This is a genomic window from Streptomyces sp. WI03-4A, from assembly GCF_033792105.1.
GTDB classification, from domain to species: Bacteria; Actinomycetota; Actinomycetes; order Streptomycetales; family Streptomycetaceae; genus Streptomyces; species Streptomyces collinus_A.
The window spans coordinates 1-26,427 of record NZ_JARAUO010000044.1; the positions used below are offsets into that span (position 1 = coordinate 1).

Consider the following 26,427-nt stretch of genomic DNA (forward strand, 5'->3'; position numbering starts at 1 on the left):
GCCCGCGCCGCTGCCCCCGGTGCCGCACCCCGAGCAGCCCCCGGTGTACCCGGCGGCGCCCGGCGGCCCCGACCCCTTCGCGCTGGACCAGCTCGCGACCGACGCGGCCGCCCGCGCGCACGCGCTGCTCGCCACCGGCCGTGACCCGTTCGGTGAGCTGACGCTCTGGGAGGACGCCGTACGGCTCGCCGCCGCCCGGCCGGGCTCCGGACTGACCGCAACCAGCCGGGCCCTGTACGCGACGCTCGCGGAGGCCACCGGCCGTACCCCGGCCGACCTGGCCCGCGCGGTGGCCGCCTGGCGCCAGGGCGGCCTGGAGGGCCTGGCCGTCCTCGACGAGCCGTGGGATCCGCCGGCCGGCCGCTTCGACCGGGCCCGCCCGCTGCTGCTCGCCGCCGACCTCCCGGCGTTCCGCCCCTGGCGCAACCGCCTGACCCACCCTCAGGGCCACGTCCAGCTCCGCCTGGGCCGCGACGGCCTGTGGTACGCCTACGAGTCCGAGCCCGGCCAGGACGACTGGTGGCCCCGCGGCACCCCGGACCTGGACCCGGTCGGCGCCCTGACGGGCCTGGGCACCCCGGACGACCTGTGACGGCCGACGGCGTCCGACGGGGGAGATCCCCCGGCTCGGTCGAGAGTGCTCACCAGCCGAGCGCGTCCTGGTCGGCTCGCGCGTCCCAGGCCGGCGTGACCGGGCGCGCTTCGTGGCAGGTGAAGCCGAGTCGGGTCAGCGCCCGGCGGATCTCGCCCGTGGTGAAGTCCCGGCGGTTCTGCTTGGTGATCACTTCCCCGACCTGCACCAAGGGGTACACGCGGCCGCCGATGGTCACCGACACGCCGGTGACGGGTTCGGGCGTGATGCCGCTCATGGACTGTTCGACCTCACTCTTGATCAGGTCGAAGGGGAATCTGGCGATGACACAGCGCATGGCTGCCTCCACGGGGGTGCGGAAGAACATCGGGGAAGCCGGCAGCTCGACGCGGCCGGACGACGGTCAGGGCGTGAGAGCGAGCACGCCCAGGGCGTAGCCGTGTTCATCGATCACGGGGGACACGTCCAGCGTCCGGACCCGCATGGCGGCCTCCGCCTCACCGAGCACGGAGGTGGACGAGGTGAACGGTCCGCGGTCGAGGGCGATGTCCCGCAGCCGCGTCCGGTCGACGTACCACGAGCTGCCGCGGTGTGCGACGAGCTGGGCCCGTGTGACCAGTCCCGCGCACCGACCGTCCTCGTCCTGGAGAAGCAGATGCGGCACACGCGCACCGATCAGCACGGACAGCGCCACGTCGACCGCCATGTGGTCGTCGACCTGCGGCCCGGGAGGATCCATGGCGTCACGGGCGGTCGGACCGGTGCCGTCGGCGCTGTCGAGATGCCGTGTTCGGGGCAGAAACGTCGTCAAAGGCTTCTCCTCTTCGTCGGGACGGGCAGGACGGGCGACGGCTCGCCCCCACCGCAGGGAGCGCTTCCCCGGCTTGAGCTACGGGTTGTTCCTCGGCGCGGGCCGACTGCCCCGGGCGGCGGCCCGGCCGCTTCGGCCACGACCGGCCCCCCGTCCGCTCCTCCGGCGGCCCGGCTCCTGTGATACCGGCCGACGGATCCCTTGGTCGGCTTCGTCCAGCACGGTGTCGGCGCCCCGGTCCGGTCGGCAGGCCCGCCGCTCGACGAGGTCCTTGAGGCGGCGGGGCGTCGCCACGACGCCCTCGCGCCTTCGCGCGGCGCACTCGCCTGGCGGCCCATCGAGGTGCCGCCCGCGTCCTGCCGCGGCTGCCGGAAGCGGTTCCGGCATGACGGGGGGCCGCGGTTCACGGAAGAACCTTCCTCGATGCGGCGTATCGAGGAATTCCGTCCAGCGGCGACGGGCCGCACGAGGATGCGCAAGAATGAGCGGTCAAAAAAGAAGAGCCGGGACTGCCTCGTGCTGCCGGAGGGGACGGCCGTGGGTCCGGAAATCCGGAAAACGGAAAAATGACCGGGGCCCGTACCCCAAGAGCACGGGCCCCAGCCACATGATGCGCGAACCGGCTGGCTCGCGACTGACGCGCGTCGGTGTCAGGCGGGAACGATGTTCTCGGCCTGCGGGCCCTTCTGGCCCTGAGTGACGTCGAAGCTGACCTTCTGGCCTTCCTGAAGCTCGCGGAAGCCACCGTTGCTGATGATGTTCGAGTAGTGGGCGAACACGTCAGCGCCGCCGCCCTCCTGCTCGATGAAGCCGAAGCCCTTTTCCGCGTTGAACCACTTCACGGTGCCAGATGCCATATTGAATCTCCCTTGAGGGGCAGTGTCGGTCTCCGCACTCTGCGAAGCCGAGTCGCCGCGATGATCACCCCTCCGGAAAGACCCGGAAAGTACAAAGAAAAAATCTCTGGTAACCAAAACTGCAACTGCGATCACGTTAACACAGGCTGGATGGAGAGCGTGACGCGTTTTGGGGGCCTTCAGGAATCATCTTCCCGCGCGGGGGTATTTCTGTAGTGGCGGGACCAGGTATCCGCGGTGCTCGTCCGGCTTCCGGCGAATTACCCGGTTCATGCGCTGGGCGTCGTCGAGCCGGTCCTCGAGGGAGACGATGCGGCACGCGGCCTCGATCGGGGTGCCCTGGTCGACAAGCTCACGAGCGCGGGCCGCGCTCAGGACGCGTAGCTGCCCGGTTCCGCCGCCAGGCCGGCGGCGGACACGAGTGATGCGACGGCCCGCTCGGTCGCCTCCGGTGGCACGACCAGAAGGTCCCTGCGCCCGTGTCCGGGTGCCATCAGAACGACGGTGCCCGACGCGTGCGCCGTGGTGGTCCCGCGCACCCGGACGACCTGGTCGCGGATGAGCACACGGGCCGGCGCTCCGGTCCACACCGTGCCGTTCACCCGGACACCGAGGATGCGGCCCCAGTCCTGGGGCAGGCCGGAGAGGAGCTGCGGGAGTTCTGCCGGGAGATCGGAGGTGCGTGGCCACCACGCTCCGTCGATACGGCGCGGCAGCGTGCTTTCGGGCGCCAGGTACAGGCGGAGGAGGGGCGGGGCCGGCGGTGGAGGCCGTAGGCGGTCGGTCGTCATGAAGGCGTCCTGTCGAGTGGTTCGGGGCGGTACGTCCTCCTGTGCGGAGGATCGACGTCTCTCGGCGGCGGGGAAACCGTCCGCTCGCGGGATGACGGTGTCGGCCGTGGGCGCCCCAGGGCCGGAGTGCCTCAGTCCGTCTCTCCGGCGGCGCCGTCGAGCCGACCGGTCTCGGCGAGGGCCAGCATGCGCGCGGCGGTCAGCGGGTTCTCGGGGTCCGCCGCGGCGGCCAGCAGCCGGGCTGCTGTTCCGGCCGGCTCCTCCGGCGGGACGACCAGGAGCACCCAGCGTCCCACCGAGCCGCAGTCCAGGGAGATGGCGTGCGTCTCGCCTCCGGGGCCGGTCGGTTCCACGGCGATCACCCGCCCGGGCGCCATGACGGTGCTCGGGGTGCCGGGCCATTCGGCGGGGTCCACGGTGACCCGCACCGTCGTGTCCGGGTCCGGCTCCAACGAGCCGACGAGCGAGGGGAGTTCGAGCTCCAGAGCGTCGCAGCGCGGCCACCAGGCCCCGTCCAGCGGGCCGTGGCTGACGTCCGGTGTCAGGGTCAGGCGAGGTGTGGGCATGCGGTACGTGTGCGCGTCGGCCGAGGACGCGCCTTCGGCCGGTGTTCCGCCGGGTTCCATCGTGCGGTCCCGTCCCGGGAGCCGTGGGACGACTGCCCGTTTCGTCACTCGCCGGGAACGGCACCGCAGGTCGCGCTGCGCGAAAAGCTCTCGGTGCGCTCAGGTTACCTCTGGTCGCCCTCGGCGGCCGGACAGGCGCAGTTGCCGTCCGCCGCCGTGGCCGGGCCCGCCGGGACGGCGGAGGCGGGGGCCCGGCCTGCCTGGCTGCCGCTCAGGCGTCGATGATGACGGGAATGATGAGGGGCTTGCGGCGGTGGGTGCGGAACGCCCAGTTCGCCACGGCGCGGGCGAGGAGCTGTTCGAGTTGGTGCGCGTCCCCGACGCCTTCCTCGGCGGCGGTGGCCAGGGTCTTCTCGATGACGGGGATGACCGACTCGAAGGTGGTGTCGTCGTGGACGAAGCCCCGGGCCAGGAAGTCGGGGGCTTCGGCGAGGGCGCCGGTGTCCGCGTCGACGATCGCCACCACCGTGACCACGCCTTCGGCGGCGAGGGTGAGGCGGTCCTTGAGGGACGCTTCGGTGGCGCCGCCGACTTCCATGCCGTCCACGTAGACGTTGCCGGCGGGGACCTTGCCGGTGATGGACGCGCGCCCGTCGACCAGGTCGACGACGACGCCGTCCTCGGCGATGACGACCCGTTCGGGGTCGACACCGGTACGGATGGCGAGGTCGCCGTTGGCCCGCAGGTGGCGCCACTCGCCGTGCACGGGCATGACGTTGCGGGGCTTGACGATGTTGTAGCAGTAGACGAGTTCGCCGGCGCTGGCGTGCCCGGAGACGTGCACCTTCGCGTTGCCCTTGTGGACCACGTGGGCGCCCCACCGGGTGAGTCCGTTGATCACCCGGTAGATGGCGTTCTCGTTGCCGGGGATGAGGGAGCTGGCGAGCAGGACGGTGTCGCCCTTGCCGATGCGGATCATGTGGTCGCGGTTGGCCATCCGCGACAGCGCGGCCATCGGTTCGCCCTGGGAGCCGGTGCACACCAGAGTGACCTTGTGGTCCGGGAGCTTCTCCAGCTCCTTCGTGCTCACGACCAGACCGGAGGGGACCTTCAGATAGCCCAGGTCACGGGCGATGCCCATGTTGCGGACCATCGACCGGCCGACGAAGGCGACCTTGCGGCCGTGCTGGTGGGCGGCGTCCAGGACCTGCTGGATGCGGTGCACGTGGCTGGCGAAGCTGGAGACGATGACCCGGCGCGGCGCGGTGCGCATCACCTGCTCGATCGCCGGGTTCAGCTCCCGCTCGGAGGTGGTGAAGCCGGGTACCTCGGCGTTGGTGGAGTCGGTGAGGAACAGGTCCACGCCCTCCTCGCCGAGGCGTGCGAAGGCACGCAGATCGGTGATGCGGTCGTCGAGAGGGAACTGGTCCATCTTGAAGTCGCCGGTGTGCAGCACCATCCCGGCCCGGGTGCGGATCGCGACCGCGAGACTGTCGGGAATGGAGTGGTTGACCGCCACGAACTCGCAGTCGAAGGGCCCGAAACCACGCCGGTCGCCCTCCCGCACCCGCACCGGGCGCGGCCGGATGCCGTGTTCCTTGAGCTTGGCCTCCAGGAACGCCAGCGTCAGCTTGGAGCCGACGACCGGGATGTCGGACCGCTCGCGCAGCAGGTACGGAACGCCGCCGATGTGGTCCTCGTGGCCGTGGGTGAGGACCACGGCCACGACGTCGTCCAGCCGGTCACGGATCGAGGTGAAGTCCGGCAGGATCACGTCCACGCCGGGCTGGGTCTCCTCGGGGAACAGCACGCCGCAGTCGACGATGAGCAGCTTGCCCGCGTGCTCGAAGACGGTCATGTTGCGGCCGATCTCACCCAGGCCGCCCAGGGCGACGACCCGCAGCCCTCCTTCGGCAAGGGGTGGGGCGGCTTTCAGCTCGGGGTGCGGATGACTCATACCCTGACGGTACCCGGAGAGCGGACCGGGTGATCCACCGGCCGTGCGTTCCGCTTCTCCCGAGGAGGTCGGCATCAGGCGCCCCCCGTCAGGGGGCGTCCGTGAGAGATGACGGGGTCTGACGGGTGGGCGAGACACCACCGAACACCCTGCAGTACCCCTTCGACCGGCCGTGTTGGTGATACGCGGGTGATAGCGGGGAGAGGTGAGGATCCGCCCCGGAATGTGCGCGTGCGCAGGCATGTCACCGACAGGCAACGAGTCCGGAGCCACCAGCGAACGCGGCTCCGCGGCTCCATCACGCGCGTTGGCCCGGACGCCACCGCATGGGCCCGCGGAGGACCCTCGGACCGGCGAGAAACGCCACGAGCCCGAGGAACGACCTCTGGAGGTCCGGGCGCTCGCAGGGGTTTTTGCTGGGCGGCGCCCCGACTTCCAGGCGGTCGGGGCGGGGCCGCCCGTCGGGGTGGATGCCCGGTAGTGGTGTCCGCTGATGTTCCGCCGGCGCCGGTAGGGTGCGCGACATGGCCCGTACTCGGCTGTACCGCGACGGCTCCCTGGTCGAGGAGGACTTCCCGGTCCGGGACATCTCCCAGTATCTGGCGGACCGGTCCTCGACCGTGTGGTTGGACCTGTACCGCCCGGACCGCGCCGAGTTCACGGCGGTCGGCGAGGAACTCGGCCTGCACGAGCTGGCTCTCGAGGACGCGCTGCACGAGGGACAGCGGGCGAAACTCGACACCTACCGCACCCATCACTTCCTGAGTGTCTACGCGGTCGCCGTCGACCCGGACGGCGCGGGACTGACGATGAGCGAGCTCGCGGTCATCCTCACGCCGCAGGCGCTGATCACCGTCCGCAAGGACGCCGCGTTCGCCCTCGACGAGCTGGTCGCCCGCTGGGACCGTACCCCGGCTCTGACATCACACGGGGTCGCCTTTCTGCTCCACGGTCTGCTCGACCATGTCGTCGACGGCCACTTCGCCGCGGTACAGCAGCTCGACGAACGTATCGAGGAACTGGACGCTCTGCTCTTCGCCGAAGGCGGCCGGCAGATCCAGACCGTACAGCGCCAGTCCTACGCCCTGCGGAAATCACTGGTCCGGCTCCGTCGCGTGGTCCTGCCCATGCGGGAGGTCGTCAACGCTCTCATGCGCCCCGACCTAGACGTCGTCGACGGACCCTTGCTGCCGTACTACCGAGACGTCTACGACCACGTGCTGCGTGCCGGCGAGTGGACGGAGTCGCTGCGCGACCTGGTGGCCTCGGTGATGGAGACCAACCTGTCGGTGCAGGCGAACCGGATGAACCTGATCATGAAGAAGGTGACGAGCTGGGCCGCGATCATCGCCGTGCCCACGGCGATCACCGGCTTCTACGGACAGAACCTTCCCTATCCCGGCTTCGCACACCAGTCGGGATTCATCGTCTCCAGCGCCGTCATCGTCGTTGTCTCTCTGGCGCTGTACCTCGTTTTCAAGCACTGGGACTGGCTCTGACCACACGCTCCTGCGCGCTCGTCGGCAGACGGGGCCGGGAGCCGGCTCCAGAAGTCGGCTCCCAAACGGCTCCCAGGACTTCGGGCTGTGTGCCAGTGGCGCAGGATCGCCGTGTTGACGTGCTTTACGGCGTCGGCGACCCGGAATCAGGGGGACTTCGAGATGACGACCCTCACTGTGCGCCGCAGCGGCCGACGGTCGTGAAGAAGGCGTTCATGACGGCTGTCTCACATGCCGATGATCAGGCGGCTGACGCCACCGGCCTTTGCCGGTACCGCCGCGGACGTCACGCAGGTACCGCCCTCGTACTCCCAAGCCTCGTCCGGATCGAGCGGTCGGTCGGCCGTGGAGACTGTGCGCCCGGCTCGGTCCGCGGCGATGAGTGCGCTCGCGCTCAGCGGCGGGCCGTCGTAGTCGGATGCGGCCGCCAGCAGGCGGGTCGCCGACCGCGCTCCGGTCTCGGGTGGGATGACGAGCAGATCCCAGCGTCCGGTGCCGTAGGAGAGCAGCAGCAGCTTGTGCGGGTCGATCTCCGGCGTGAACCACCCGACCTTCACGACATGGCCGTTGACGGGCACCTTGCGCGGGATCACCGGCCAGTGCTCGGGGTTGACGGCGATATGGGTGATGCGGCCCCAGACGGGGTCCAGCGCATCGGTCAGTGCGGGTAGTTCGCGCAGCAGGTCGCGCGAGCGCGGCCACCAGGCGCCGTCCAGGAGTCCACGGGAGGGGCCGTCCGTCTTCAGTACGAGCCGGGCGGGAGGGGCTGCTACGGGTGCGGGCCGCGACAGGGTTGCTTCGAAGGTCGCGGTCATGATGCGGACCCGTCTCCGGGCCGCCCCTGGGGTTACAGCCCGGGTTTCATCTCTCGCCGAGAACGACCCGGCGTGGAAGCCGGTGTGCGAAATGCCCTCGGTGTATCCACCCTACTCCGTCCGCCGCTCGCCACTCCTTCCGCCGCTCGCCGCGGTGGCCGTCGTACCGGCAGGAGGGGGCCGACAGAACCAGGGCCGTAGCAGGTGATCAGACCGGTCTCGCTTCACCTGCCGAGCGCGCCAGGACCCGCCCGCCGATCCCTGTTCATGATCGACCGACCCGTCATCCCGTCACCGGGCGCCGGCCGGTGGCTTCGGCGGTCACCGCACCACTTCGGATGTGCCGGAGCGGCTGTCCCGAGCAGGAGTAGGCTGAGAACGTCGAGGGCACCTCGTACGCCGGTGTCCGGACCGGTCTCGTCCTCGTCGCAAGAGAGACGCGGGCCGCTCAGGTCCGGGCCAGGTTCCGCCCTATGAGATCCGAAGCCCCGCACCGCCCACCCCGTCCCGAGGCCGAGCACGAACCGAGCGGGCAGGGCCGGGTGGAGGTCCGCCTGGTCTCCGCGGACCCCGAAGCGGCCCGACGCGTCGCGGACGCGCTCCGGCTGCTGTTCGCCGGCGATGAACAGCGCAGCTATCCCGGCCCCTCGGGAACCGGGACGCGGCTGCACCTCACACTGGACGCCTCGCGTGCCGCCGGTCCGCTCGGCTCCTGGCTCGAGTCCAGCAGACCGCCCGCCGATCGCACCCACCAGGGCGAGACCGCCTGACGGCCCCGCCGCCCACTCTCCACGTCCTCACCCGCCCAAGCCCCTGTATCCACCGTTCGTGCGACGCGCATCCGCTCTCAGCGATGCCGTGACGCATTCACGTCGAAGAGGCGCAGCCCAAGACCCCGGCCGCACTGTCGTCACCGAGGGCAAGGACCGCGCATGTCCGTCCATATCCTCCGCTACCCGTCCGCCGTCCCGCCGGAAGGCGCCCCGCCGTCCCCTGAGTACGACGGGAGGGCACCCTTCCCGCGCCAGGGAACGGCTGCCGGGCGCACCGGCAGCGAGCGGCTGTACCAGGCGATCACGGCGTTGATCGTCCTACTCCCGTTCCTGGCACTCGCTCTGGCTCCCGTCGATATCGCGCTCGCCGCGGCGCTCTGCACCGTCACGGGCCTCGGCGTCACGGTCGGCTTCCACCGTGGCCTGACCCGGGGACTCGTGGATGCCCACGTCGGCTGGCTTCCGCGAGGACCCCACGTCCGCCACGCTCCCCCACACGCGGCTTCGCTCGCGCGGAGGGACCCCCATCGCTCCCGATCTGCCGCCGACCGTGACCTCCGGGCCGTGTCCCGGGCCTTCCCGGCCCTGTGTGTGCTCACCCTCGCTCTGCGGCCGGCTCGACCCGTCCGCCGCTGTGATCCGTCTCTTCGAACGCCTCGGCTGGGCCCGGGACGTGCGCCGGCCCACCCCGGACCGTATCGCCGCCCGCCGCGTGTGAACCCGAGCGACCGCATCCCCTTCAGGAGTCCCCATGACACTCGCCCCACCGCCTCCGCTCTCCTCGACGTCCGCCGTCCGCCTGCGCCTGGTGTCCCAGCCGGCACAGGGCCACATGCCCCGGCGCATCGACGGCGTCTGGTGGCCCCACTCGCCCGATCTGGCGTCCGAACTGCCGAGGCTGCTGGGCGGCCTGCCGCACGCCTGGGGGCAGGTCACCAGCGTCCTCGCGGATGAGGCCGCATGGTCCCCGTTCCCGGGCCGGCTGCTCGTCGCCAACCAGGTCGTACGCCTGCGCCGGACGACCACCCAGCGCTCCCCGTCCACCGTCTGCCTGCTGGCGCCCGGCCGCGGCCGGTGGGACCTGCTGGTGGTGCCGCCCGCCGCCACGGACGCGGAGGCCGGGCGGCTCATGGAGAGTATGGCCACCGTTGTGCAGGGCAGAGTGGCCTCGGGAGTCGCAGTCCGTTGACGGTGGCCTTCGCACCACCCCCGGGTCCACACTCCGGGCGCGGGACCCGGGGTGTTGTCACCGGCCCCGGCCGGTGAGGCCCACCGGGGCCACAGTCGGCGGTGCCCGGACCGGTGTACCGCGGAGTGCTCCCGGTTGAGCCGGGCCGACCCACCAGAGCCTCAACCGCAGCCCGAGACCCCGGCCGCACCGGGGTCCTCCCGTGCCGTGTGCTTCCCGGACCGCTCGGGTCCGGGACCGTCATCGACGTAAGGAAAGTGAGAACCATGGGTGTTCTGATCACCGTGCTGGCGGTGTGCGCCGTGGCCGGGCTGGTCCTGCTCGCCCTGAGCGTGCGCAACGTCCAGCAGTACGAGAAGGGCGTGGTGTTCCGCTTCGGACGGCTGCTGCCGGACATCCGCGGGCCGGGCCTGCGGATCATCCGGCCGATCGGGGACCGGATGAGGAAGGTGTCCGTCCAGACCGAGGTCCTCGGCATCCCGCCGCAAGGATCCATCACCGCCGACAACGTGACGCTCACCGTCGACGCGGTCGTCTACTTCAAGGTCATCGACCCCGTCAAGGCCCTGGTGAACGTGCGCGACTATCCTGCCGCCGTCTCCCAGATCGCGCAGACGTCGCTCCGCTCGGTCATCGGAAGGGCCGACCTGGACACGCTGCTCTCCGACCGCGACCACATCAACGCGGAACTCAAGAAGGTGATGGACGCCCCCACCGAGGAGCCCTGGGGGCTGCGCATCGAACGCGTCGAGATCAAGGACATAGCCCTTCCGGAGTCGATGATGCGCTCGATGTCGAAGCAGGCCGAGGCCGAGCGGGAACGCCGCGCGCGGGTCATCGCGGCCGACGGAGAGTTCCAGGCGTCCCAGCGGCTGACCGACGCCGCCGCGACGATGGCCGACACCCCCGGAGCACTCCAACTGCGGCTGCTGCAGACCGTGGTGGACGTCTCTGCCGAGAAGAACAGCACCCTCGTGATGCCGTTCCCCGTGGAGATGCTCCGCTTCTTCGACCACCAGAGCAGGGAAACCGACGGCGAGTCGGCCGGACGGCGCGTGCACCGGACCACCAGGCGCCCCGCGCTGTCCACCAGCGCCGTGATCCCCGAGCCCGCCACACCCGCACCGGCCCTGACACCGTCGGTCTCCCTGCCCGGGGAGCGGGCCGGCAACCGTGCGGAGGTGGCCCGGGAGCGGCGGGACAACTGGCCGACGCGCCGGGACGCCGAGGAATCACTGAGCGGTTGACCGTTCCGGGCCGCCCGGGGTGACGTGATCGTCTCGAGGTGGGGTGGTGCCGCTGACGGCCCTGGTGACCGCGTGTCACCAGGGCCGCAGCGGTCCGGGGTGGCTGAAGCGGCCGGCACGCCGTTGGATGCGGTGCCGGAGGGTGCGGTGGCGTACCGGTGGAAGCGCGGCCCGGGCGTCGGCGCGGGCGTAGAAGACGTGTTTGGCGCCCTCGATCAGTGCCAGGTAGAGCACGACCATCAGGGCCAGGGCGAGGACGAGTCCGAGCGGCAGGGATTGGAAACCGAGTGGTCCCGCGAGCGGGGACATCGGCAGTGCGACACCGACGGTGACGACACCTATGGCGCTGACCAGCAGGGGGCGGCTGGGCCGGCTGCGGTAGAACGGCACCCGGCGCGTGCGGATGGCGAAGACGACCAGCGCCTGCGTGGCGAGGGACTCCACGAACCAACCGGAGCGGAACAGCTCGGCGCCGGTGTGGAAGACCTCGATCATGACCGCGAAGGTGAGGAAGTCGAAGAGGGAGCTGACGGGCCCGAAGAAGAGCATGAAGCGACGGATGAAGGCGATGTCCCAGTGCGAGGGCGCGCGCAGCTGCTCCAGGTCGACGTGGTCGGTGGGGATGGTCAACTGCCCTGCGTCGTAGAGGAGGTTGTTGAGCAGGATCTGCGAGGGCAGCATCGGCAGGAACGGCAGCACCAGGGAGGCTCCGGCCGCGCTGAACATGTTGCCGAAGTTGCTGGAGGTGCCCATCAGGACGTACTTGATGGTGTTGGCGAAGATCCGGCGGCCCTCGGTGACCCCGTCGGCGAGGACGCCGAGGTCCTTCTCCAGGAGCAGGACGTCGGCCGCGTCCTTGGCCACGTCGGTCGCGGTGTCCACGGACAGCCCCACGTCGGCGGCGTGCAGGGCCAGCGCGTCGTTCACGCCGTCGCCCAGGAACCCGATGTCCCGGCCTCGGCGCCGCAGCGCCCGTACGACTCGGGCCTTGTCCTGGGGCGAGACGCGGGCGAAGACGGTGGTGGTCTCGGCCGCACGGCTCAGCTGGTCGTCGTCCAGCCGACCGATGTCCTGGCCGGTGAGGGCGCGGCCGGGCGGTAGGCCGAGGTCGGCGCAGACCTTCTGGGCGACGAGCGCGTTGTCGCCGGTACAGATCTTGACGGTGATGCCGAGGTCGGCGAGGCGGCGCAGTGAGGCGGCGGCGCCGGTCTTGGGCGGGTCGAGGAAGACCAGGAAGCCGGCCAGACGCAGGCGGTATTCGTCGGCGGCGGTGAGGGACGTCTGCCCGTCCGTGCCCCGGGTGGCCACGGCGACCACCCGGCTGCCCGCCGCGAAGTGCTCCTGGAGCACCGCCGCGGCCTCCTCGGGTACGTCACCACAGCGGGCCAGGACCGCCTCGGGCGCGCCCTTGGCGACGAGCAGGCGGCTGCCGTCCGGACGCTCGACGAGCGCGGAGCCCAGTTGCCGGTCGTGGTCGAAGGGCAGCAGCGCAAGCCGGTGGTGTCCGGTCGGAGGTGTGTCCGTGGCCTGCCACAGCGCGACGTCCAGCGCGTTCCCGCCCACCTGGTCCAGGTCGCCCTCAGTGGCCAGCAGGCCCAGCTCCAGCACCGTGTCGGAGGGTGTACCGGCCGGGTCGAGGGCCGCCTCGAAACGGATGCGGCCCTCGGTGAGCGTGCCGGTCTTGTCGGTGACCAGGACGTCCATGTCGCCCAGGTCCTCGATGCACACCAGCCGTTTGACCAGCACCTTGCGCCGCGCCAGCTGCCGTGAGCCGGTGGCCAGGCTCGTGCTCACCACGGCGGGCAGCAGCTGCGGGGTGATGCCCACCGCGATGGCCAGTGAGAAGAGCAGAGCGTCGAGCAGCGGGCGGTGGAGCAGGAGGTTGATGACGAAGATCCCGGTGGTGAGGGCGGCGGCGACTTTGAGGAGCAGCATGGAGAAGCGGCGCAGCCCCGCCTGGAAGTCGGTCTCCGGCTGCCGTTCTCCCAGCCCCAGCGCGATGCGCCCGAACTCGGCACGGCCTCCGGTGGCGACGACCACTCCGGTGGCGCTGCCCCCGTGCACCACGGTCCCCATCAGCGCGCAGGAGGTCAGCTCGGCCAGTGCCGCCCCCGCGGCGACCGGTTCCGGGTCCTTGTCGGCGGGGGCGGACTCCCCGGTGAGGACGCTCTCGTCGCAGGCGAACGCCGTGCACTCCAGCAGGCGCAGATCCGCGGGTACCACCTGCCCCAGCGTCAGACGTACGACATCGCCCGGCACCAGCTCGGTCACGTCGACCTCACCGGCCGCGCCGTCCCTGACCACGACGGCCGTGTGCCGCACCCGCGAGTGCAGGGCCTGTGCCGCCTTCTCCGCCCGGTACTCGTTCACGAATCCCAGTGCCACGCTCAATACCAGAATCCCCGCGATGATGATCGCGCCGGTTCGCTCGCCGAAGAAGTACGAGACCCCGGCCGTCACCGCCAGCAGGATCAGCAGGGCGCTGCGCAGCTGCCGCCCGAGGACCGCCAAGACGCGGACGTGGTGGGTGCGTACGGCGTTCGGCCCGACGGCCGCGAGCCGCTCGGCGGCCTCACCCGTCTCGCCCCCCGACAGGCCGTCGGGGCTGCTCGCGAGCGCGGCCAGCACGGCCTTCGCGTCCTCGGCGGCGGCGTCCCCCACCCGTAGCTCCGCCGCACGGGTGGCCACCCACTCCGTGGTCACTGACTCCAGATCCATTCGGCGACCTCGGGCAGGTCCACCCCATGGGCGCGGATCCAGTCGTCATGGCGGTAGCGGGTGTCGGCCATCCGCTGCCGCAGCGCCGCCGCGCGCACCGCGAGACCCGGCACCCGGTCGATCACGTCCATGACCAGCCGGTACCGGTCGAGGTCGTTGCGTACGACCATGTCGAACGGGGTCGTGGTCGTGCCCTCCTCCTTGTAGCCGCGCACGTGCAGGTGCGGGTGGTTGGCGCGGCGGTAGGCGAGCCGGTGGATGAGCCACGGATAGCCGTGGTAGGCGAAGACGACGGGTTTGTCGAGGGTGAACAGGGCGTCGTACTCGCTGTCGGGCATGCCGTGCGGGTGTTCCTCCGCGGGCAGGAGCCGGGCGATGTCGACGACGTTGACCACCCGTACCGCGAGTTCGGGCAGGTGGTGACGGAGCAGCGAGGCCGCGGCGAGCACTTCGAGGGTGGGTACGTCGCCCGCGCAGGCGAGCACCACGTCGGGCTCGCCGGGCTCGGACTCGGTGCCGGCCCAGTCCCAGATGCCGGCGCCGCGGGCGCAGTGCGCGCGGGCGGCGTCGAGGTCGAGCCAGTCGAAGCAGGGCTGCTTGCCCGCGACGACGACGTTGACGTAGTCGCGGCTGCGCAGCACGTGATCCGCCACGCACAGCAGGGTGTTGGCGTCCGGCGGATAGTAGACCCGCACGACCTCCGGCGACTTGTTCAGTACGTGGTCGACGAAACCGGGGTCCTGATGCGAGAAGCCGTTGTTGTCCTGGCGCCACACGTGCGAGGTCAGCAGGTAGTTGAGGGAGGCGACCGGGCGGCGCCAGGGGAGCCGGCGGGCGACGCGCAGCCACTTGATGTGCTGGTTCGCCATGGAGTCGACGATGTGGACGAAAGCCTCGTAACAGGAGAACAGGCCATGCCGACCGGTGAGGAGATAGCCCTCCAGCCAGCCCTGACAGGTGTGTTCGGAGAGGATCTCCACCACCCGGCCGCCGCGCTCCAGGTGCTCGTCCGTCGGCAGTACCTGGGCCTCCCACGCCTTGCCGCTCGCCTCGTAGACGGCCTGCAGGCGGTTGGAGGCCGTCTCGTCCGGCCCGACCAGCCGGAAGTCGCGCCGCTCGCCCGTGTCGGCCATCACCTGCGCCAGCAGGTCGCCGAGGACGCGGGTCGGCTCGTGCGCCGTCGTGCCGGGCTTGTCGACCGGGACGGCGAACCGCTCCAGGGGCGGCATGGGCAGGTCGTGCAGCAGCAGGCCGCCGTTGGTGTGCGGGCTGGCGCCCAGGCGGTGCGCGCCGTCGGGGACGCAGGCGAGGACCTGTTCCCGGGGGCGTCCGTGCTCGTCGAAGAGTTCCTCGGGCCGGTACGAGCGCAGCCATCGCTCCAACTGCCGCAGATGGTCCGGGTTCTCGCGTACGGCCGGCAGCGGCACCTGGTGCGCTCGCCAGGTGCCCTCCACCGGGAGCCCGTCGACCTCGGCCGGCCCGGTCCAGCCCTTGGGCGTGCGCAGCACGATCACCGGCCAGCGCGGGCGTTCGGTGATGACGGAACCGGCACGGGCGGCATGCTGGAAGGCGGCGATACGGTCCAGGGCCTCGTCCATGGCGCGAGCCATCGTCTGGTGGACGGCGTGAGGGTCGTCCCCGGTGACATGGAGGGGCTCGTGGCCGTATCCCCTGAGCAGGGCGTCGAGTTCGGGCTTCGGTATCCGGGCCAGGACCGTCGGGTTGGCGATCTTGTAGCCGTTGAGGTGCAGGATCGGCAGGACGGCACCGTCCCGTACCGGGTCGAGGAACTTGTTCGAGTGCCAGGAGGCGGCCAGCGGGCCCGTCTCGGCCTCACCGTCGCCGATCACGCAGGCCACCAGGAGCCCCGGATTGTCGAACGCGGCTCCGTAGGCGTGCGAGAGGGAGTAGCCCAGCTCGCCGCCCTCGTGGATCGATCCGGGGGTCTCGGGTGCGACGTGACTGGGGATGCCGCCCGGGAAGGAGAACTGCCGGAAGAGGCGGGTCATGCCGGCCGCGTCCCGCGTGATGTCCGGGTACGTCTCGGTGTAGCTGCCCTCCAGCCAGGAGTTCGCCACCACGGCCGGCCCGCCGTGACCGGGCCCCCAGACACAGATCGCGTCCAGGTTCCTCGCCTTGACGACCCTGTTGAGGTGGGTGTGGACCAGATTCAGGCCCGGTGAGGTGCCCCAGTGCCCCAGCAGTCGCGGCTTGACGTGCTCAGGCGCCAACGGCTCGGTCAGCAGAGGGTTGGTCATGAGGTAGATCTGCCCGACGGCCAGGTAGTTCGCCGCCCGCCAATGGGCATCCAGAGCGCTCAGCTCCTCCTCGTCGAGGGGGTCGGGGGTGTCCGGAGTGTCGAGGGAGGCCTCGGTGGTGGGGCCGAGCGGCATGACGAACCCTTCTCGCAGGAGGCTGATCAGGAACTTCCGGAACTGAGACCGGGAAGGTGCTCGGTCTCTTCGATGAAGGCGCGGGCGACGTCCGCCAGGCGGCGGTTGTGGGCGCGGGCGTAGGCGCGCAGCGTCGTGAAGGCCCGTTCCATGTCCGTGTGGCGGCGTTCGGCGAGCTTCCCCTTGGCCTGTTCGATCAGGACGCGGCTGTTGAGGGCGGTCTGCAGCTGTTCGTTGAGGAGGGTGCTGCGCTCGGTGGTGCGTTGTTGCAGCAGGCTGATGGTGGCGACGTCGGCGAGGGCCTGTGCGAAGGGGGTGGCGGCGGGGCTGATGGGCGCCGGGGTGGTGTGGAAGAGGTTGAGGGCGCCGACGACCTCGTCGCGCAGGCGCATGGGCAGCGCCTGGACGGCGGTGAAGCCGAGGCGCTGCGCCTGGGCGGTGAACAGAGGCCAGCGCGCCGCTTCGTCGCGCAGGTCGGGAACGGAGACGGTGATCCCGGTGTGGAAGCAGTCCAGGCAGGGGCCTTCGTGGTTCTGGAGCTGGAAGAGTTCGAGGAGGCGCACCCGTTCGTCGGAGGTGGCCATGACGCGCAGCACTCCGTCGCGGTCGGCGAGCAGGACGCCCGCCGCACTCGCGTCGAGCAGATCGACGCAGCGGTCGGTGAGCAGGCGCAGGAAGTCCATGAGGTCGAAGTCGGCGACGAGACTGTCCGCCAGCTCGACGAACGTCCGGGCCATCAGCTGTTCCTTCATCGTGCACACCTCTGTTTGTGGGGCGTGAGCATCAGGGCTCCTCGTCGGGCGGTCGCGCATCCGGCGGTTGCGAGTCGGGAGGACGTGCATCCGGCGGTCTCACGTCGGACGGTGTGGTCTCCGGGGAGAAGCGGAGCCGGTGGGCGACCACGTCGGCGGCGACCACCGAGATCCGTGTCCCCCGGGCGTACGCGTGGGCGCGCAGCCGGATGAAGGCTTCCTCGACGCCGACGCCGAGCTGGACCATGAGGATGCCGGTGGCCTGGTCGATCTCGGCCCGGTAACCGCCCAGGTCGTCGAAGGACGCGGCGTCCGGCCGGTCCGTGCCGGTCATGTCGGTGCCGGGCGCGCCGGTGTCGGACGGGACACCCGTCTCGCTGATCCCGGCGTCGAGCAGAAGCAGCGTGGCGGTGTCGGCGAAGGCCATCGCGTCGGCCACCTCGTCCGCGTCCAGCTCGACCGAGGTGCTGGAGTACAGGTCGAGTACGCCGGGACTGATGGCACCGATCTGCAGGGGGAAGGCGAAGACCGCCCTGGCTCCGGCTTCCAGAGCCGCGTCGGCGAACACCATCCAACGCCGCTGGAGTTCAGCGGCCAACAAGTCGGTGCAGAGAACCGAGGAGCCGAGGACAAAGGCATCCACGCACGGCCCCTCGCCCAGTGTGAGCTGGAGTTCTTCCAGCTGCTGACTGACGGAGTCGGTGCTGCACAGCGGGTGACTCGCCCGGTCGCGGGACATCGCGGACACCCCGGCCCCGCCGACCGGCAGCGCCGCCACCGCCGCCGTACACACGTCGACGAGGCCGACCCGGGCGCCGCGCAGGGCCGCCTGCTCGGCCACGAGAACCTGGATCCGCGCCGACCGGCTGCCGGGGATCACGGTGACCACCGGATCAAGGGGGGAACCAGCGCCAGGAACACGGCACCGTCGGCCGGCCCGCGGACGTTTCCGACGCCTTTCCCGCGCCAGGAGCGGAGAGAGGCCACGATCGGCTCGTCGGCCCGGTCCGCCAAGGCGACACCGAGTGATGCCTGGCGCTCGGAGAGGAGCGGTTCCTGCAACCGTCGGGTCACATCCCGGTGCCGCTCGTGCGGGTGAGCCAGGAGCCCGGCGGAGCCGGCGCCGGTGATCCCTCCGGCGGCAGGTGGCAGCGCTCCGTCGAATCCCGGCCACCCGAAGCCGTCACCGCGTACGGCACGGGGGGCTGGGGCCGCGTGGCGGAGCCGCCGGCGCCGCCACCCCGGGGAAGGTCCGAACCCGCAGCCCTCCAGGGCCGCGGCCTCCGAGAACACCACGGAGAATCCGGGCCGCCGTGCGGCGACGGCGAGACGTCCTGGGCAGACTTCCGGGCTCGGCTCGCGCGCGTCTTCGCCGGACGCCGCCGCACGGGACTCCGCGACGGACCCGCGAGATCCCCGGGGCAACAGGCGGGCTGCCGGCGGTTGAGCCGGCGCGGGCACATCGCTTCCACGGCGGGCTGCTCGCAACCGCCTCCGCTCCACGGCTGACCGCGGGCCCGAGAGATGATCATGGCGCCCCCGCTCGCTGGAAGGGGCGAGGGCGGCGCGAGCGGACGCGAGCCCCGCAGGCGGATGGGCAGCCGCAGAGTAAGGCATGACACCTCTGTTCCAGCCGTTCAGGTGTTCTCGGGACCGCTACCGGGCACCGTCCGCGAGGCGCGGGGCTTCGTACCCGGCGGGGTGCGACCGAGGTCGGGGCGTACGAGGACGTGAGTGGGTCACCAGGTCGGGGTTCCGCGCTCCGAGATTCGGTGCCCGACAGGGATCTCCTCGGAGATGCGACGGGTCCGGACGAGAATCCGCTCCCGTGGCATCGTGGTCAGCAGGCCGTGCGTCCACCGGGGTCCTGGGCGTCCGCTCATCAGCATAGTCCCCGGCCCTTCGCCGCGGTGGGTCCGAACGGGCCGGAATCTGACAACCGGGCGGCTGCGGAAAGGCATCGGAGAAATCCGGGGCGAGCCGGCACACCGGCATCCTTGAGCTTGAGGCAGGATCGGGTTTCCCGGGTCCTGCTCCTTCTGCCGCACCGCGCGCAGACACCCGCGCAGGGCGCCGACCCGGTTGACGGCGATCACGAGCAGCAGCGCGCCCGCGATGAGGCCGACGCTTCCGGCACGCGCGACGAGGCCGTTCAGGTTCAGCAGGTCGGAAAGGCCCGGCGCCGGGGCGGCGATCTTGCTACACGCGCGTACCCCTCAGCGGCCTTGCGGACGGTGTGTGTGGTTCTACTGTGGGAGCAGGCGGACCCTCGCGACACGGCCTCCACCAGGACGGACCGCAACGCCCTGGTCGGCCCATGCGAGTTCGCCCGCGCGCAGACCGCGAACACGCGGGGGGAACTCACCCAACGGTGATCTACCTCCGGCCCCGGATGGCGGTCGTCGGAGCAGACCGCACGTTCTCGAGCACCGGCCCGCCCCCGGTAGGCCGCCACCGCACGCACAGAGAGCTGACGTCAGCACCACGGGACAGTCCTCCTGCCACACCCCGCATGACAACTCACCCAGGGTGGCCACTCATGAGTATCGCGAAGAAGATCGCGCACAGAGCCGAAGCGATGAAGGGCGGTGCCAAGAAGACAGCCGGCCGTGCCACCGGCAGTCGGCGCTTGCAGGCGGAAGGCCGTGGAGACCAGGTCAAGGGCAACCTCAAGCAGGCCGGGGCAAAGATCAGGGATGCCTTCAAACACTGACCACCCCGTGAACCCGACCAAGGCAACGCCGAGGGGCGTTGCGGAACCGCGGCCATGAAAGAAGAGGGTGGGTTCGGTGGAAAGCGAGGCGTGGGCGCAGGCAGTGCGGCGCCGGCTCGACCTGGGTCGGCTGCTTCCGCTCGGCGGGCCCGACGACGGGACGTGGATCACCGAGCAAGCGGCCGTCGGGGCTCTTGGGCGCGCGGCCGCCGGGATTCTCGGTGTCCGGCTGGAGTCTTTGCGTATCGGGTCGGCATCGCTCGAGCCTGTGTCCGAGCCGGCCGTCCGTCCGCCGGCCGGTGCGCTACCGCCTGGTCCGCTCAGGATCGAGGCCGTCTTCACGGCATCCCTGAGGCAGCCGCTGCCCCAGACCGCCGACCAATTGAGGAGCGCACTGCTCGACGCGGCCACGGAACGGCTCGGCCTGGCCACCGTGACAGCTGACTTGCACGTCGCGGATCTCCATGAGGGCTCGGAGGCAGGCGTGGGGTCGCGGGCCGCGGCGAGGGCCATGAGGCAAGTGCCGGAGGCTGCAGTCGCGCGCAGCTCGCCCGCGGTGGCCGGAACAGAGTCCATGCGGGGGCCCGTCGGGGAGCTGGCGGACGTCGCAGCGGGTGTTTCGGGCGTTGCCCGCCTCACCGCCGTGCTGGGAAGCCTCCCGGTCAAGGTGGTGGACCATGACGATCCGCCCGGCCGCCACATCGAGGTCCAGCTCGCGGTCGCCCCCGGGCACCATCCGCTGGAAGTCGCCCGCGCCGTCCGGTACGCCGTGGCCGACGCAGCAACCAGCGACATCCCGGGCCCGGTCACCGCCGCCGTCCTCATCACGGAAACCGCGGCCTAGCCGACCAGGCGTCAACGACAGCTCGACGCGTACGGCTTGATGCGATCCCGTTTTTCTCGGCCTCGCGCTCGGCGCAGGCCAGACCGAGCCACCGCCTGGCCCGCTCGTGGAGACACTCGCCTGGCATTGCCCTTTTCTACTGTCCGTGCCTCAGCACTCTCCGGATCAGCAGGAAGGCAGCGATGGCGATCAGGACAATCCCCATGAAGATCACGATCACCCCGATGGCGACCAGGAGCGTCCCGAGCAGGATCAAAATCGCCCCGATGATGAGAAGAAACATCGCGAGAACGGTCACGGTCGCCTCCTGTGCGCCCTCGGACTCTGACTCCTTCCAGCCCCCTGTCGCAAACGTGTCTGGACAAGTCCCGACTGCGCCGCTCCCGGCGGTGCCCGCCTGCTGGGGTCCGTTGAAGAGGAGGTGCTGCAGGCCACCTCGCATCACCATGTGTCTGCTGACCCGGCGAATCGGACAGCTCACGGAACAGATCAAGGACTCCGACGACCGCCTGGCCCGGCTCGTGGAACACCACGCTCCGCAGCTGCTCACGGTGGTGGGTATCGGTCAGGGAGGTCCCACCTGTTCAGGACCATACAAGCATGCCCCCCGTCACAGGGGCAGTCGTGAGAGATGAGAGGGTCTGACGGGTGAGCGAGACACCACCGAGCACCCTGCAGTACCGCTTCGACGGGCCGGAAGACGCACCTGTCCTGATCCTGGGCCCCTCCCTGGGTACCACCTGGCACATGTGGGACCGGCAGGTTCCCGAGCTGACGAAGCAGTGGCGGGTCTTCCGGTTCGACCTGCCGGGCCACGGCGGCGCGCCCGCCCGCCCGGCCGGCTCGGTCGCCGATCTGGCGGACCGGCTGCTGGCCACCCTGGACGCGCTCGGGGTGCAGCGTTTCGGCTACGCCGGCTGCGCCCTGGGCGGCGCGATCGGCCTGGAGCTGGCGCTGCGCCGCCCCGAGCGGCTCGCCTCGCTCGCGCTGGTCGCCGCCTCGCCGAGGTTCGGCACCGCCGACGAGTTCCGCCAGCGCGGTGTGGTCGTGCGGTCCAACGGCCTCGACCCGATCGCCCGGTCCGCGCCCGACCGCTGGTTCACCGGCGGCTTCGCGGCCGCCCAGCCCGCGATCACCGAGTGGGCCGTGCAGATGGTGCGCACCACCGACCCCGGCTGCTACATCGCCGCCTGCGAGGCGCTCGCCGGCTTCGACGTGCGGCCCGAGCTGGGCCGGGTCGGGGTGCCGACGCTGGTGCTGGTCGGGTCCGACGACCGTGTCACCGGCCCCGCCGAGGCCCGCACCCTGGTCGCCGGGATCCCCGACGCCCGGCTCGCGGTCGTCCCCGGCGCCTCCCACCTGGTGCCGGTGGAGCAGCCCGCCGCCGTCACCGACCTGCTGGTGCGGCACTTCTCCACCGCCTGGCAGCAGCCCTTCGACACCGGCCAGACCGCCCTGCCGGCCGCCCCGGTGAGCCCGGCGCCGGCCGCTGCGCCCCGGTTCGCGCCGCGCGCCGAGATCGCCCCCGCCGCCGTACCGCAGGCGCAGCCGTTCGGGGAGCCCGACCGGTACGGGACCGGTCTGAAGGTCCGCCGCGAGGTGCTGGGCGACGCGCACGTGGACCAGGTACTGGCGCAGGCCGGCGACTTCTCCGGCGACTTCCAGGAGCTGGTCACCCGCTACGCCTGGGGCGAGATCTGGGACCGGCCGGGCCTGGACCGCCGTACCCGCAGCTGTGTGACGCTCACCGCGCTGGTCGCCGGCGGCCACCTGGAGGAGCTGGCCGCCCACACCCGCGCCGCCCTGCGCAACGGCCTCACCCCGGACGAGATCAAGGAGGTGCTGCTGCAGGCCGCCGTGTACTGCGGCGTCCCGGCGGCGAACAGCGCCTTCCGGGTGGCCCAGCAGGTCATCCGTGAGGAGACCACGCCCGCGGAGTGAGTCCCCGGCCGCCGCACCCGGCAGGATGGGGAGGCATGAAGCTCACCAAGAAGTCCCACGCCTGCGTCCGCCTGGAGAAGGACGGGCGCACGCTCGTCCTCGACCCCGGCGGGTTCACCGAGCGGGACGCGGCCGTCGGCGCGGACGCGATCCTGGTCACGCACGAGCACCCGGACCACTTCGACGAGGGCCGGCTGCGGGCGGCGCTGGAGGCGAACCCGGCCGCCGGGGTCTGGACCCTGCGGGCCGTCGCGGACCGGCTCGCGGCGGCCTTCCCCGGCCGGGTGCACACCGTCGGCCACGGCGACACCTTCACCGCCGCCGGCTTCGACGTGCAGGTCCACGGCGAGCTGCACGCGGTGATCCACCCCGACCTGCCGCGGATCACCAACGTCGGCTACCTGATCGACGACGGCAGGGTCTTCCACCCGGGCGACGCCCTCACCGTCCCCGGGCAGCCCGTCGAGACGCTGCTGGCCCCGGTGCAGGCGCCGTGGAACAAGATCGCCGAAGTGATCGACTACGTTCGCGAGGTCGCGCCGGGACGCGTCTACGACGTCCACGACGCCCTGCTCACGGACCTGGCGCGGCCGATCTACGACACCCACCTCGGCAATCTGGGCGGTGCCGAGCACCTGCGGCTGGCCCCGGGGGCGTCCGCCGAGGTCTGACGCGCGGCCGTCCGCGTTGTCGGACCCGCCGGGTAGGTTGTGAGGCATGCGCATCGCGACCTGGAACGTGAACTCGATCACCGCCCGCCTCCCGCGGCTGCTCGCCTGGCTGGAGAGCAGCGGCACCGACGTGCTCTGCCTCCAGGAGGCCAAGATCGCCGAGGGGCAGTTCCCGTTCGACCAGCTGCGCGAGCTGGGTTACGAGGCTGCGGTGCACGCCACCGGCCGGTGGAACGGCGTGGCGGTGCTCTCCCGCGTCGGTCTGGAGGACGTCGTCAAGGGCCTGCCCGGCGACCCGGGCTACGACGGCGTGACCGAGCCGCGCGCCGTCTCGGCGACCTGCGGCCCGGTCCGCGTCTGGTCGGTGTACGTGCCCAACGGCCGCGAGGTGGAGCACGCGCACTACGCCTACAAGCTGCAGTGGATCGAGGCCCTGAGGGCCGCCGTGGCCGGCGACGCCGCCGGCAGCCGCCCGTTCGCCGTGCTGGGCGACTACAACGTGGCGCCGACGGACGACGACGTCTTCGACCCGGCCGTCTTCGAGGGCTCCACCCACGTCACCCCGGCCGAGCGGGCCGCGCTGGCCTCGCTGCGCGGGACGGGCCTGACGGACGTCGTCCCGCGGCCGCTGAAGTACGACCACCCCTTCACGTACTGGGACTACCGCCAGCTCTGCTTCCCCAAGAACCGCGGCATGCGCATCGACCTCGTGTACGGCAACGAGCCGTTCGCCAAGGCCGTCGAGGACGCCTACGTCGACCGCGAGGAGCGCAAGGGCAAGGGTGCGTCCGACCACGCGCCGGTGGTGGTCGACCTGGACGTGTGATGCCAGGCTTGGCCCATGAACATTCCGTTCCTGGGCCACCGGCACGACAGAAGCGGTACGGCGGCGCTCCCGGCCGACCCCGAGTCGATCGCCGCGCTCCTGTCCGAATGCGAACTGCTCCGCTCGCAGGCGGAGGAGGCCGGCGTCCGGCTCGACGACACCCCGGCCTCGCTCGAGGCGCTGGACCAGGTGGTCCCGCGCTGGCGCGACGACGCGGAGATCCTGCCCTGGCTGGGCAACGACGCGGGGCTGTACCTGGGCACGGTCGTCGTGCGCACGGTACCCGGAGCGGCCTGGCGGATCCGGTCCGACGGCGAACCCGTCGTGCGGCTCGCCTCGGGCCGTGAGGTCGAGGTGGTGCAGTCCGGCCGGGAATGGGCCACGAACGGCGTCCCCGAACTGTCCCAGCTCTACGCGGAGGTCTCCGAGTTCTGAGGGCGGGCGGGAGCGCCGGGGAGCCGCGCGACGAGGCCCCACCGCATGAACGCGACACATGAATGCGACAAACGTCACGTATGCGACGTAAATACGGCTAATGCCCGCACGGTGCGTGTCGCCCCCCGGGGCACCCGGCGGGTGGATAGTTTGCGGGCCGACAGTCCACGACACGAAACGCCAGGCCGGAGAGCGGATGGGGGCCGCGGACGGACACCGGGAGACGCAACCCGGCAGACCTCGACTACGCTTTGCCGTTCATCCCTTTGTGGTGACGCCGGCCCCGCCGGCCCACTACGGGATGACGCCACTGCCGGTGGGGTACCCCCCACGGCCCTGAAACCGTAGGGGGCGGCAGTACACACGGGCCAGGCTCGTCCGGCGGCAGCCGGAGATCACTGCTCGCGCAGGGGGACGGACACGTATGACGGGTCGTCCGACGGCGAGGAGAAGGTCAGCTGCGCGCCGGACGGGTTGTGCTCGATGTAGAGCGGGTCGACGGTGTCGACCACCAGCGCGAGCCGGTGCCCGGCCGGGACGTCGTAGGCGGTGGAGAACAGGTCCAGGTCGACGCCGAACGGCTCGCCGGGGGTGCGCCCGTACCAGGTGTACGGCGCGTTGGTCACCAACTTGCCGAAGCCCAGCGGCCCGACGTCGTACAGATAGGCGATCAGGGTGCCGCTCTCCTTGGTCGGCGTGAGCGTGGTGTGCAGCGTGGCCGTGCCGCGCACCTGCTGCGGCGCGCCGTACCGCTCCGACTGCCACACCGCCGCCCACCGGCGCGGCAGCAGCGGGATCGAGGCCATGGGCGGCAGTTGGGCGACCTGGTCCAGAATGGAGGACAGGAAGACGATCCCACCATCCGCGCCCGAGTCGACGTTGGCGTGGATGGTGCTGGAGCCGCCGAGGGCGATCTTCCGGCGGGTCGCGCCGACCGACTTCCAGTCCGGGTAGCCCTCGTACCCGGCCCCGCTACGGGACTTGAGCTGGACCGGCCGCTCGCTGTCGATGCCGTTGCCGACTCCCTTCAGGTAGTGGTCGAACCAGCGCCCGGTGTCCGTCCACACGTCGTTGGGGAGCCCGAAGAGACCGGTCAGTTCGGCGGTCGCGTGGTCGCCGGGGCGCATCTCCAGCCGCTTGGGGACCGTCAGTTTCTCGTAGAAGTCGGCGTACTGGTTCGCCGGGAAGACGGTGTCGCCCCAGGCGTTGGCGAGCATGACCGCGGGGCCGTTCTGGTTGAGCTGGTCGACATAGGTCGCGACGGAACGTTTCCGCCCCCAGTCGATCATCTCCTGTTCCTTACTCAGGTTCGAGGCGTAGAAGTTGTCGAAGATCTGCCGCAGTTCGGGGCTCTCGTGGCCGGTGACGATGCCGGCGCCGTCCAGCAGGGCACCGGCCTGGACGTGCTGGGTGCGGCCCGAGTAGATCGAGGAGATCAGGTCGGCCCAGCCGCTGAGCGCGGCGACCGCCTTGATGCGCTTGTCGTGGGCGGCGGCCAGCAGGCTGATGCCGGCGCCGTAGGAGACGCCCGCCATGCCGATGTGGCGCGGGTCGGCCGGTGTGTGGTCCAGCGCCCAGTCGATCACCTTGGAGGCGTCCGCTATGTCCGGCGGACCGGCCACTTCTATCTCGCCGCCGGACTGCCAGAACCCGCGCACGTTGTAAGTGAGGACCACGTAGCCGGAGTCGGCGAGCTTCTGTGCCTGGGCGAGGTACTCCGCCTGGGGCAGGCCCCAGCTTGTGGGCAGCACGATGAGCGGGTAGGCGTGCGTGCCGTCGGCGCCCTCGGGCGTCACGACGTTCGCCTTCAGCACGGTGCCGCCGTCGCCCGTGATGTCCACGAAGCGCACGGACGGCGCGGCCTGGGCCGCCGGGGCCAGGCCGACGACGCCGCCGGCGAGCAGGGCGGCCGAGACGGCTCCGGCGGCTGAGGTGCGCAGGGTGGCGCGACCATGTCCCATGGGTCACTCCTCGACTGGTGACAGTGCAAAGTGACCCGACGGTAACCGCCGGACCTTACCCTAAGTAACCCGTCGG

At 71.2% G+C, this 26,427-nt stretch carries 23 protein-coding genes and 3 pseudogenes; 11 read left to right on the forward strand and 15 right to left on the reverse strand.

Features of this window, described 5'->3' with window-relative positions; all coding sequences use genetic code 11:
* A pseudogene (locus tag PV343_RS32750) lies at nt 1–592 on the forward strand (hypothetical protein); the annotation flags it as partial.
* Between the two features lie 49 nt (nt 593–641).
* Here PV343_RS32750 and PV343_RS32755 read toward each other — a convergent pair.
* The 8 genes and pseudogenes from PV343_RS32755 to PV343_RS32790 all read right to left on the reverse strand — a co-directional run bounded on the left by PV343_RS32755 (nt 642) and on the right by PV343_RS32790 (nt 5,574).
* Nucleotides 642–929 (reverse strand): SCO5918 family protein, encoded by a 288-nt coding sequence (locus tag PV343_RS32755; protein WP_319150674.1) that lies wholly within the window; start codon nt 927–929, stop codon nt 642–644.
* Between the two features lie 66 nt (nt 930–995).
* A complete protein-coding gene (locus PV343_RS32760) occupies nt 996–1,403 on the reverse strand; it encodes a CBS domain-containing protein (RefSeq protein ID WP_387951036.1) in 408 nt (135 codons plus the stop codon).
* 201 nt (nt 1,404–1,604) lie between these two features.
* Nucleotides 1,605–1,753: pseudogene (locus tag PV343_RS32765) on the reverse strand (RNA helicase); the annotation flags it as partial.
* Nucleotides 1,754–2,053: 300 nt separating this feature from the next.
* Nucleotides 2,054–2,260 (reverse strand): cold-shock protein, encoded by a 207-nt coding sequence (locus PV343_RS32770; protein WP_020943091.1) that lies wholly within the window; start codon nt 2,258–2,260, stop codon nt 2,054–2,056.
* Between the two features lie 186 nt (nt 2,261–2,446).
* Nucleotides 2,447–2,647: pseudogene (locus tag PV343_RS32775) on the reverse strand (hypothetical protein); the annotation flags it as partial.
* Nucleotides 2,632–3,051: a DUF5994 family protein gene (locus tag PV343_RS32780; protein WP_319150675.1), complete on the reverse strand. Its 420-nt coding sequence runs from the start codon at nt 3,049–3,051 to the stop codon at nt 2,632–2,634. The pseudogene PV343_RS32775 and the gene PV343_RS32780, both read right to left, overlap by 16 nt.
* Before the next feature lie 131 nt (nt 3,052–3,182).
* Entirely contained in the window at nt 3,183–3,617 is a 435-nt protein-coding gene (locus PV343_RS32785) for a DUF5994 family protein (RefSeq protein WP_319150676.1), read from the reverse strand.
* A gap of 271 nt (nt 3,618–3,888) precedes the next feature.
* Nucleotides 3,889–5,574: a ribonuclease J gene (locus PV343_RS32790; protein WP_319150677.1), complete on the reverse strand. Its 1,686-nt coding sequence runs from the start codon at nt 5,572–5,574 to the stop codon at nt 3,889–3,891.
* A gap of 524 nt (nt 5,575–6,098) precedes the next feature.
* Here PV343_RS32790 and PV343_RS32795 point away from each other — a divergent pair.
* Nucleotides 6,099–7,073: a magnesium transporter CorA family protein gene (locus PV343_RS32795; protein ID WP_319150678.1), complete on the forward strand. Its 975-nt coding sequence runs from the start codon at nt 6,099–6,101 to the stop codon at nt 7,071–7,073.
* 227 nt (nt 7,074–7,300) lie between these two features.
* Here PV343_RS32795 and PV343_RS32800 read toward each other — a convergent pair whose 3' ends face one another.
* On the reverse strand, nt 7,301–7,888 hold the full coding sequence (locus PV343_RS32800; RefSeq protein ID WP_319150679.1) for a DUF5994 family protein: 588 nt from the start codon (nt 7,886–7,888) through the stop codon (nt 7,301–7,303).
* A gap of 473 nt (nt 7,889–8,361) precedes the next feature.
* Here PV343_RS32800 and PV343_RS32805 point away from each other — a divergent pair, with 473 nt between their 5' ends.
* The 3 genes from PV343_RS32805 to PV343_RS32815 all read left to right on the forward strand — a co-directional run bounded on the left by PV343_RS32805 (nt 8,362) and on the right by PV343_RS32815 (nt 11,097).
* Nucleotides 8,362–8,658 (forward strand): hypothetical protein, encoded by a 297-nt coding sequence (locus tag PV343_RS32805; protein WP_319150680.1) that lies wholly within the window; start codon nt 8,362–8,364, stop codon nt 8,656–8,658.
* 754 nt (nt 8,659–9,412) lie between these two features.
* Nucleotides 9,413–9,850, forward strand: a complete 438-nt coding sequence (locus PV343_RS32810) for a DUF5994 family protein (RefSeq protein ID WP_319150681.1) — start codon at nt 9,413–9,415, stop codon at nt 9,848–9,850.
* Between the two features lie 266 nt (nt 9,851–10,116).
* The gene (locus tag PV343_RS32815) at nt 10,117–11,097 is read left to right on the forward strand and encodes a slipin family protein (protein WP_319150682.1); all 981 of its coding nucleotides are present in this window, start codon (nt 10,117–10,119) and stop codon (nt 11,095–11,097) included.
* A gap of 75 nt (nt 11,098–11,172) precedes the next feature.
* Here PV343_RS32815 and mgtA read toward each other — a convergent pair whose 3' ends face one another.
* The 4 genes from mgtA to PV343_RS32835 are packed head-to-tail and all read right to left on the reverse strand — an operon-like array spanning nt 11,173 to nt 17,840.
* Complete coding sequence (gene mgtA, locus PV343_RS32820; protein ID WP_319150683.1) at nt 11,173–13,815, reverse strand: magnesium-translocating P-type ATPase; 2,643 nt, start codon at nt 13,813–13,815, stop codon at nt 11,173–11,175.
* On the reverse strand, nt 13,797–16,208 hold the full coding sequence (locus tag PV343_RS32825) for a phosphoketolase (protein WP_319150684.1): 2,412 nt from the start codon (nt 16,206–16,208) through the stop codon (nt 13,797–13,799). Before PV343_RS32825 ends, mgtA begins: the two co-directional genes overlap by 19 nt.
* 26 nt (nt 16,209–16,234) lie before the next feature.
* The gene (locus PV343_RS32830) at nt 16,235–16,960 is read right to left on the reverse strand and encodes a GAF and ANTAR domain-containing protein (protein WP_319150685.1); all 726 of its coding nucleotides are present in this window, start codon (nt 16,958–16,960) and stop codon (nt 16,235–16,237) included.
* A 31-nt stretch (nt 16,961–16,991) separates the two neighbouring features.
* Nucleotides 16,992–17,840, reverse strand: a complete 849-nt coding sequence (locus PV343_RS32835; protein ID WP_365014333.1) for a GAF and ANTAR domain-containing protein — start codon at nt 17,838–17,840, stop codon at nt 16,992–16,994.
* A gap of 1,659 nt (nt 17,841–19,499) precedes the next feature.
* Here PV343_RS32835 and PV343_RS32840 point away from each other — a divergent pair.
* Both PV343_RS32840 and PV343_RS32845 read left to right on the forward strand, forming a co-directional pair.
* On the forward strand, nt 19,500–19,673 hold the full coding sequence (locus PV343_RS32840; RefSeq protein ID WP_319150687.1) for a CsbD family protein: 174 nt from the start codon (nt 19,500–19,502) through the stop codon (nt 19,671–19,673).
* Between the two features lie 76 nt (nt 19,674–19,749).
* Complete coding sequence (locus PV343_RS32845; protein ID WP_319150688.1) at nt 19,750–20,517, forward strand: hypothetical protein; 768 nt, start codon at nt 19,750–19,752, stop codon at nt 20,515–20,517.
* A 136-nt stretch (nt 20,518–20,653) separates the two neighbouring features.
* Here the strand turns inward: PV343_RS32845 and PV343_RS32850 are convergent, their stop codons facing one another.
* Complete coding sequence (locus PV343_RS32850) at nt 20,654–20,815, reverse strand: hypothetical protein (protein ID WP_319150689.1); 162 nt, start codon at nt 20,813–20,815, stop codon at nt 20,654–20,656.
* A gap of 350 nt (nt 20,816–21,165) precedes the next feature.
* On the opposite strand from PV343_RS32850, the gene pcaC reads away from it, so the two are divergent.
* Genes pcaC through PV343_RS32870 form a run of 4 tightly spaced genes read left to right on the forward strand, consistent with a single transcriptional unit; the run spans nt 21,166 to nt 24,390 of the window.
* Entirely contained in the window at nt 21,166–22,458 is a 1,293-nt protein-coding gene (gene pcaC, locus PV343_RS32855; RefSeq protein WP_319150690.1) for a 4-carboxymuconolactone decarboxylase, read from the forward strand.
* Nucleotides 22,459–22,493: 35 nt separating this feature from the next.
* A complete protein-coding gene (locus PV343_RS32860; RefSeq protein ID WP_319150691.1) occupies nt 22,494–23,129 on the forward strand; it encodes an MBL fold metallo-hydrolase in 636 nt (211 codons plus the stop codon).
* A 46-nt stretch (nt 23,130–23,175) separates the two neighbouring features.
* Entirely contained in the window at nt 23,176–23,955 is a 780-nt protein-coding gene (locus PV343_RS32865) for an exodeoxyribonuclease III (protein WP_319150692.1), read from the forward strand.
* A gap of 15 nt (nt 23,956–23,970) precedes the next feature.
* Nucleotides 23,971–24,390 carry a DUF6278 family protein gene (locus PV343_RS32870; RefSeq protein WP_319150693.1) on the forward strand — a complete coding sequence of 140 codons (420 nt, stop codon included), beginning with the start codon at nt 23,971–23,973 and terminating at the stop codon, nt 24,388–24,390.
* Nucleotides 24,391–24,785: 395 nt separating this feature from the next.
* Here PV343_RS32870 and PV343_RS32875 read toward each other — a convergent pair whose 3' ends face one another.
* Complete coding sequence (locus PV343_RS32875) at nt 24,786–26,351, reverse strand: CocE/NonD family hydrolase (RefSeq protein ID WP_319150694.1); 1,566 nt, start codon at nt 26,349–26,351, stop codon at nt 24,786–24,788.
* Nucleotides 26,352–26,427: the final 76 nt, after the last annotated feature.